Annotated in this window: 5 protein-coding genes and 2 pseudogenes; 6 read left to right on the plus strand and 1 reads right to left on the minus strand. The window is 74.9% G+C overall.

What is annotated here, in order from left to right; all coding sequences use genetic code 11:
- Nucleotides 1–136: 136 nt before the first annotated feature.
- Entirely contained in the window at nucleotides 137–3,877 is a 3,741-nt protein-coding gene (locus VF468_29445) for a BTAD domain-containing putative transcriptional regulator (GenBank protein HEX5882413.1), read from the minus strand.
- Nucleotides 3,878–4,070: 193 nt separating this feature from the next.
- Between VF468_29445 and VF468_29450 the strand changes: the two genes are divergently transcribed.
- The 6 genes and pseudogenes from VF468_29450 (at nucleotide 4,071) to VF468_29475 (ending at nucleotide 6,880) form a co-directional block, all read left to right on the plus strand.
- Nucleotides 4,071–4,508 (plus strand): hypothetical protein, encoded by a 438-nt coding sequence (locus VF468_29450; protein ID HEX5882414.1) that lies wholly within the window; start codon nucleotides 4,071–4,073, stop codon nucleotides 4,506–4,508.
- A 137-nt stretch (nucleotides 4,509–4,645) separates the two neighbouring features.
- Nucleotides 4,646–4,970: pseudogene (locus tag VF468_29455) on the plus strand (putative quinol monooxygenase).
- A 457-nt stretch (nucleotides 4,971–5,427) separates the two neighbouring features.
- Complete coding sequence (locus tag VF468_29460; GenBank protein HEX5882415.1) at nucleotides 5,428–5,757, plus strand: hypothetical protein; 330 nt, start codon at nucleotides 5,428–5,430, stop codon at nucleotides 5,755–5,757.
- Nucleotides 5,758–5,988: 231 nt separating this feature from the next.
- On the plus strand, nucleotides 5,989–6,276 hold the full coding sequence (locus VF468_29465) for a metalloregulator ArsR/SmtB family transcription factor (GenBank protein HEX5882416.1): 288 nt from the start codon (nucleotides 5,989–5,991) through the stop codon (nucleotides 6,274–6,276).
- Nucleotides 6,273–6,656 (plus strand): VOC family protein, encoded by a 384-nt coding sequence (locus tag VF468_29470; GenBank protein ID HEX5882417.1) that lies wholly within the window; start codon nucleotides 6,273–6,275, stop codon nucleotides 6,654–6,656. The genes VF468_29465 and VF468_29470 overlap by 4 nt, the downstream gene beginning before the upstream one ends.
- A gap of 29 nt (nucleotides 6,657–6,685) precedes the next feature.
- Nucleotides 6,686–6,880 (plus strand): annotated as a pseudogene (locus VF468_29475) (2-polyprenyl-6-methoxyphenol hydroxylase-like oxidoreductase).

The following is a 6,880-nucleotide window of genomic DNA, read 5'->3' on the forward strand; positions in this document are numbered from 1 at the left end:
GACAACAGGCCCGCGGGATCGACGTTGAGGTTGCCGTCCACCGCGACGGTGCCGTCCGCCACCAGGGTCGCCGGGCTGTTGAACTGCGAGTTCGCCATGTTCGCCCCCCATGATCCGCTTTGCCGCAAGGAGTCTGTCACGGCCGGGCGCGCCGTTCCATCCATCGGCCCGCGCGGGACACGCCGACCAGGTTGCCCTTGCGCCGGTAGAGCTCGAGCGCCGCGTCGACCACGGCCCGGGCCTCCGACGTCCGTCCGCCCTGGGCGAGCACGGCGGCCAGCTCGAGCAGGGCGTCGCCGTGCTGGTTGAGGAAGTCGGTCCGGGCCGCCAGCGCGACCGCCGCGCGGGCCAGCTCCTCGGCCTCCCCGAGCTCCCCCCGCTCAGCCAGGATCCTGGCCCGGAGCCCCTGCCAGACCATCTGGGCCGACAGGTCCTCGCCCTCGGCCGCCGCCCGGCTCACCTCGATGAACCGCTCGGCCTCGCCGGTCCGGCCCTGGGCCGCGAGCGCCTGGGCGAGGAAGGCCGCGGTGGTGCCGAGCATGTTGCGCTCGCCCATGTCCTCGAGACGCCGGTAGTCGCGGCGCAGGTGGGCCTCGGCCGTGGCCGTGTCCCCGGCCAGCATGGCCACGAAGCTCGCCGGGTGGGTGACCGACGAGGTCAGGGTCACGCCCAGCTCGTCGAAGGCGGCCAGGCCCCTGGCCAGCGCCTGGCTCGCCTCGTCGGCCCGGCCCTGCATGGCGTAGAGGCCGGCCAGGTGGTTGAGGATCACCGCTTCGCCGGTCTGGTGGCTGCCGACCTCCTCCAGGTAGCCCTCGCACAGCCGGATGCCCTCCGGGGCCGGGGTCGGCCCCCACAGCGCGGCCGACGCCAGCCAGCCGAGGACCTCGGTGAGCTGCCGTTCGTCACCCGCCCGGCGGGCGTGGACGGCCGCCCGCCGCCAGGCGTCCTCGGCGGCCGCCGAGCTTGCCTGCGTCCAGCGCACGAACGCCGGCAGCCGCCAGGCCTGGCAGAGCCCGACCTCGTCGCCGGCCTGCTCGAAGGTGGCCAGCAGCCCGGGGAGGGCATCGCCGACCTCGCGCTGGGTGCGCCCGATGTCCACCTGGAGCCCAAGCAGCAGCCGCTGGACCCGGGCGCGGGCGGCCAGGGCCTCGTCCCCGGCGGCCGCGGCCATCCGCCCGGCGTCCTCCAGTGCGCGGCCGGCCTCCTCGAGCCGGCCCGCCTCCATCAGGGCGGCGCCCAGGTCCGTCTGGGTGCGGGCGCGGGCCGGGTCGTGGGCCGGGAGGAGCGACGACGCCCGCTGCAGCAGCCCAACGGCCGCCGGGACGTCGCCGCGGGCGTGCGCCCTGGTCCCGGCCGCCTCCAGGTGGCCGGCGGCCCGGCGGGCCAGCGCCCTGACCTGGTCGTCCATCGGCCCCAGCTCGCTCCGGTAGCGGACCGCCCGTTCCAGGTGGTAGCCGACGATCTCGTCCTCGGCCGCCTGGCCCTCGGCCCAGCCGGCGAAGCGCTCGTGCAGTTCGGCCCGGTGCGACTTGGGGATGGCCCGGTAGGCCGCCTGCTGGACCAGGAGGTGGTGGAAGTGGAACCGGCCGGCCGTGGGCGCCGCCGACACCAGCCCCTTGGCGGCCAGGACCCGCAGGTGGCGCCCGAGCGGGCCGCGGGCCTCGGGGGGCAGCAGCTCGGCGACGGCGTCGCGGGTGAAGTCCCGGCCGACGACGGCGGCGCGCCACAGCACCGCCCGCTCGCCCGGGCCGAGCAGCTCGAGGCGGGCGGCCAGCAGGGCCTGGATGGTCGCCGGCAGCTCGTGCTCGTCCTCGCCCCGCTCGCCGAGGGACGCGGCCAGCTGCTCGAGGAACAGCGGGTTGCCGGCGGCGACCTCGAGCAGCCGTTCGCGGGCCTCCGGCGGGGCGCCGGCCAGCGCCCCCAGCAGCTCACCGGCGTCGCCGTCGGGCAGCGGCCCGAGCTCGACCCGGAACGCCGCCGCCACGCCGTCGCCCCAGGCCGGGCGCCGCTCCAGCAGCTCCGGCCGGGCCAGGCAGAGCAGCTGCAGCCCCTGCCTGGCCTGCCCGGCCACCGTCTCGGCCAGGTCGAGGAAGGTGGGCTCGGCCCAGTGCAGGTCCTCCAGGACGACCAGCAGCGGCCGCCTCGAGGCCAGCGTCTCCAGCAGCCGCCGGGTCGCCCAGAAGATCTCGGGGGCGGCCAGGGTCCCGGGCCCGTCCGCGCCGAGCGCCCCGGCCAGCCACTCCGCGACCCTGGCCGCGTCCGGCTCGCCGTCGAGCAGCGCCTCCAGCTCCTGGCGGGTCCCCTGGGGCGCGCCCGCCTGGGCGAGCAGCTCCCGCAGGGGCCAGAAGGTGATGCCGTCGCCGTAGGGCAGGCAGCGGCCGGTCAGCACCGTCGCCTCGCCCGCGACCCGCTCGGCCAGCTCGTGGACCAGCCGGGTCTTGCCGATGCCGGCCTCGCCGAGCACGGTCGCCAGCACCGGCCGGCGTTCCCGGGCCGCCCGGGCCAGGCCCTCGCGCAGCCGGCCCAGGTCCTCGCGCCGGTCGACCAGCGGCGCGTCGAGCCGGAACGGCAGAGGCCGGGCGCCGACCGGCGCGGCCACCAGCCGCCACCGGTCCCCGCCGGCCTCCTCGACCTCCAGCGCCCCCGCGGCCAGCCGGCGGGTCTGGCCGCTGACCAGGATCTCGCCCGGCGCCGCCAGCTCGGCCAGCTCGACCGCCCGCCCGGTGGCGTCGCCGGCGAAGCCCGCCGGGTCGGGACCGCCGACCAGGGCCTCGCCGGTGGCCAGGCCGACCCGCATCCGCAGGGCCAGGCCACGCTCCCGCTCCAGGACGCCGGCCTCGGCCTCGAGCGCGGCCTGGGCGGCGAGCGCGGCCTGGGCGGCCCGCAGGGCGTCGTCCTCGTGCACGACCGGGACGCCGAAGACCCCGACGATGCGCTGGCCGGCGGCGGCCGACAGCGACCCGCCGTGCTGCTCCAGGGTGGCGCCGAGGATGGCCTGGGCCCGCTCCAGCACGACCGGGAGCGCCTCGGGGTCCGGCGGCGCCCCAGTGCCCGAGGTCAGCCGGAGCTCCGCGCACAGCACCGTCACCGGCTTGCGGGCCGGCACCGCGGCCGCCGCCGGAGCCGGGGCCGGCGCGGTCCGCAGCGCGGGGTCGTGGCGCAGGATCGCCCCCTCCAGTTCGCCGAGGGCCGGCGACGGCTCCAGGCCGAGCTCGTCCAGCAGCAGCTCCCGCGCGTCGCGGTAGACCTCCAGGGCCTCGGCCTGGCGGCCGCTCCGGTACAGGGCGAGCATGAGCTGGCCACGGAGCCGCTCGCGCAGCGGATGCTCGCCGGCTAGGCGCTGCAGCTCGCCGACCAGCTCCCCGGCGGCGCCGCGGGCCAGATCGGCCTCGACCCGCTCTTCCAGGCAGACCAGGCGCAGCTCGTCGAGCCGGGCGATCTCGGCCTGGGCGAAGGGCTCGTAGCGGAAGTCGGCCAGCGCCGGCCCCCGCCACAGGCGCAGTGCCTCGGCCAGCGTCCCGGCGGCCTCCGCGGCGGCCCCGTCGGCCAGGGCCTGGCGTCCCTGGGCGAGCAGGCGCTCGAACCGGCTCAGGTCGACCTCGTCGGGGAAGGCGCGGAACAGGTACCCCGGCGGCCGCGTGACCAGCCGGTCCTCGGGCAGGGCGCGGCGCAGGCGGGACACGGCCGCCTGGAGCGCGTTGGCCGCGCCCGGCGGGGCGTCCTCGCCCCACAGCTCGACCAGGACGCGCTCGCTGGGCACGACCTGGTTGGCGTGCAGCACGAGCAGGGCGAGCACGGCCCGCTGGCGGGCTCCCCCGTACGCGATCGACCGCCCGCCGTCCGCCACCTCGAGCGGACCCAGGAGGCGAACCTCCATCGCTCCTCCAGGGCGCGTTGGTGCGCCGCGGGCATTCTCCCGCCCCCGCCGGGTCGGGACAACCACCGACGGTGGTCGCCGCTGTCAGCCGGCTGTCAGCGACCGGGCGCAGGCTCCGGTCCAACACCAGAAGGGGACCGGCCGGGAGCCGCCACCGCGGAGCCCAGACCACCCCCCGACCAGGGAGGAACCCATGTCGAAGCTCCTGCGAGGGATCGTGCTGGGCGCCATGCTGGCCGTCCTGAGCTCGGCGACGGCCGTCGCCGCCCAGCCTCCCGACAGCCGCAACGAGGCCGTCCAGCAGTTCCGGGCCGGCGAGCGGGCCTCGGCCGACCAGCCGGTCGTCGTCGCCGACGCCGTCCAGCAGTTCCGGGCGGGGGAGCGGGCCGCCAGCGGCCAGCTCACCCTGTCGGACAAGGCCAACCAGCAGACGCTGGCCGCCCAGCGGTACTGGTACTACCGGTCCACCCGGCCGGCGCCGGTCGCCGCCCCGGCGTCGCCGAGCGGGCAGGACGGCACCCCCGTGGGGCTGCTCGCGGCCCTGGCCGGCGCCGCCGCGCTGTCCCTCACCCTGGACGCCATGCTCGTCCGGCGCAAGGCCCGCAAGGCCACCGCCAGCACCGCCATCTGACCGACCGCCACCAACGACCCGATGGGGCTGCCGCGCCCACCCGGCAGCCCCATCGCCATGGGCGCCGGCTTTCTTGTCGGCCCCGTTGTGTCGGATGCTGGCAGGCGCGCCGGACGCCCACGACCAGGAGGACCGCCGTGATCTTCATCGCCGCCAAGTTCCAGGTGCTGCCCGAGCACGCCGACAACTGGCCGCAGATCGTCGGCGACTTCACCGCGGCCACGCGCAGCGAGCCCGGCTGTCTGTGGTTCGACTGGTCCCGCTCGGTCGAGGACCCCAACGAGTACGTCCTCGTCGAGGCCTTCCGCGACGACGCCGCCGGCGGCGCCCACGTCCAGTCCGACCACTTCAAGCAGGCCCAGCAGACCCTGCCCCGGCATCTGGCCGAGACCCCGCGGATCGTCAACTTCACGATCCCCCCAGGACGACTGGTCAGAGCTGGGCGAGCTCGCCGTTCGCTGAGGTCGGGTGGGCGCTGTTTCTGACACCCCGGCCATGGCCGATGTCGGGGCAAGGACGCGCCCTCGGCGCGTGCTGCTCTGCTGGCAAGCTCCGTGCGATTGATCGGCGCGGCCGCGTTCTTGGCGGACCTGCGGCCGCGCCGCCTTCGGCGGCAATCTCAGTCTGACCGGTCGCTACCCAGGGTGGTGTCGTGCGGCAGCACCGGAACCCCCCAAGAGCATTCTTCAGCCGCCGGCCAAGGCTCCTCCCTGCGCCGCCGTAGTTGCTGAAGAACCACTCCAGCTCCTCGATCGGTGAGGCCACAAGGGTCACGCTTCCCAGCCGCATCGGTCGTGCCGTCCCGTCACGCTGCAGTGAGACCTGGATTTGGGAGCCAGGTGCGTGCGCATGGTTCGCTGCTGGCGATGTGGTACCTGGCGTAGCCTTGGCGTTCCTTCGCACCAAGGGAGCCGACTTCATGCTGATGATCACTGAGAACGCAGGCCAGGCTATCGAGTCCATCGTGGCAAACGCCGAGCTGCCCGACGGATCGGGCCTCCGGATCGACGCCCCAGACCAGCCGCCGGCGACGCTCAACCGCAGCGGGGTACCGCTACAGCTCCAGGTCGCAAGCCAGCCCGCCGAGCAGGACCAGGTCGTCAGCGAAGGCGGCGCGAAGGTGTTCATTGCGCCCAGCGCGGCCCCGATCCTCGACGACAAGGTGCTCGACGTCCAAGTCAGTGAGGACAAGGAGCGGGTGCAGTTCGTGATCGGACCGCAGCAGGGCCAGCCAGGCGATCGGGGCTGAGCCACCACCACCATCATCGCCGCGCCCGGCTGGCTGGACGGCGGCAGTTCCCTGGATTCCGGTGACGAGGTGGTTGGAGTTGCGGGTCGGGATGCTGGCTGGCGGCCAGCACCTGGGCGACTGATCCTCGCCGCCTGGCCATCGACGACGGAGCCGCCCCGGATGAGCTGACCCCACGGGCGACGCCAGGGTTGGTTGGTAGGCAAGTTGCTACTTGCCTATAATGGGGCCGTGAGTGACGTGTACAAGGCGCTCGCCGACCCGACCAGGAGGGCGATCCTCGACGAGCTCAGCGAGCGGGACAGCCAGACCCTGTTCGAGCTCTGCGCCCGACTCGCGACCAGGCACGGACTGGGCTCGTCGCGACAGGCCATCTCCCAGCACCTCGACGTCCTGGAGTCGGCGGGCCTGGTCAAGACCAGGAGGGAGGGCAGGTACAAGTTCCACCACCTCGACACCACGCCGCTGGAGACGATCCTGGAGCGGTGGCGACCCACCCGCGGAAGGAGCAGCAGATGAGGATCTACATCACCTCGGTGCTCGTGGATGACCAGGACAAGGCGCTGGGGTTCTACACCGACGTCCTCGGGTTCCAGAAGAAGACCGATGTCCCCCTCGGCGAGGCGCGCTGGCTCACCGTGGTGTCTCCCGAGGCCCCCCAAGGCCCGGAGCTGGCCCTGGAACCCGACGCCCACCCGGCCGCCAAGCCGTACAAGGCGGCACTGGTGGCCGACGGGATCCCGGCCACCTCCTTCGCCGTCGACAACGTGCACGCCGAATTCCGGCGACTCCGCGACCTCGGCGTCCGGTTCACCCAGGAGCCAGTCGAGATGGGTGGCGTGACGACGGCGGTGTTCGATGACACCTGCGGCAACCTGATCCAGATCGCCAAGGCCTAGCTGCACCCGCGGCCCCGGCCGGCATCCGGCGCCGCTACGAACGGCTGCGCCGCTTCCCCCCGACGGGCTGCTGGCCTTCGGGGACGCCATCTGCAGCTTCAACCCCGTCTACGGCCAGGGCATGACCGTGGCCGCGCTCGAAGCTCTGGCGCTCCGCGCGGCCCTGACGTCGGGTGGTGACGTGACCCGGCGGTTCCTCCGGTCCGCCGCCCGCCTCGGCGACA

Source organism: Actinomycetota bacterium, from assembly GCA_036280995.1.
GTDB lineage: Bacteria > Actinomycetota > CALGFH01 > CALGFH01 > CALGFH01 > CALGFH01.

Coding starts and splice junctions, on each gene's coding strand:
- VF468_29460 (HEX5882415.1), top strand. CDS start 5,428: ATGCTGATGATCACTGAGAACGCAGGCCAGGCTATCGAGTCCATCGTG.
- VF468_29470 (HEX5882417.1), top strand. CDS start 6,273: ATGAGGATCTACATCACCTCGGTGCTCGTGGATGACCAGGACAAGGCG.
- VF468_29445 (HEX5882413.1), bottom strand. CDS start 3,877: ATGGAGGTTCGCCTCCTGGGTCCGCTCGAGGTGGCGGACGGCGGGCGG.
- VF468_29450 (HEX5882414.1), top strand. CDS start 4,071: ATGTCGAAGCTCCTGCGAGGGATCGTGCTGGGCGCCATGCTGGCCGTC.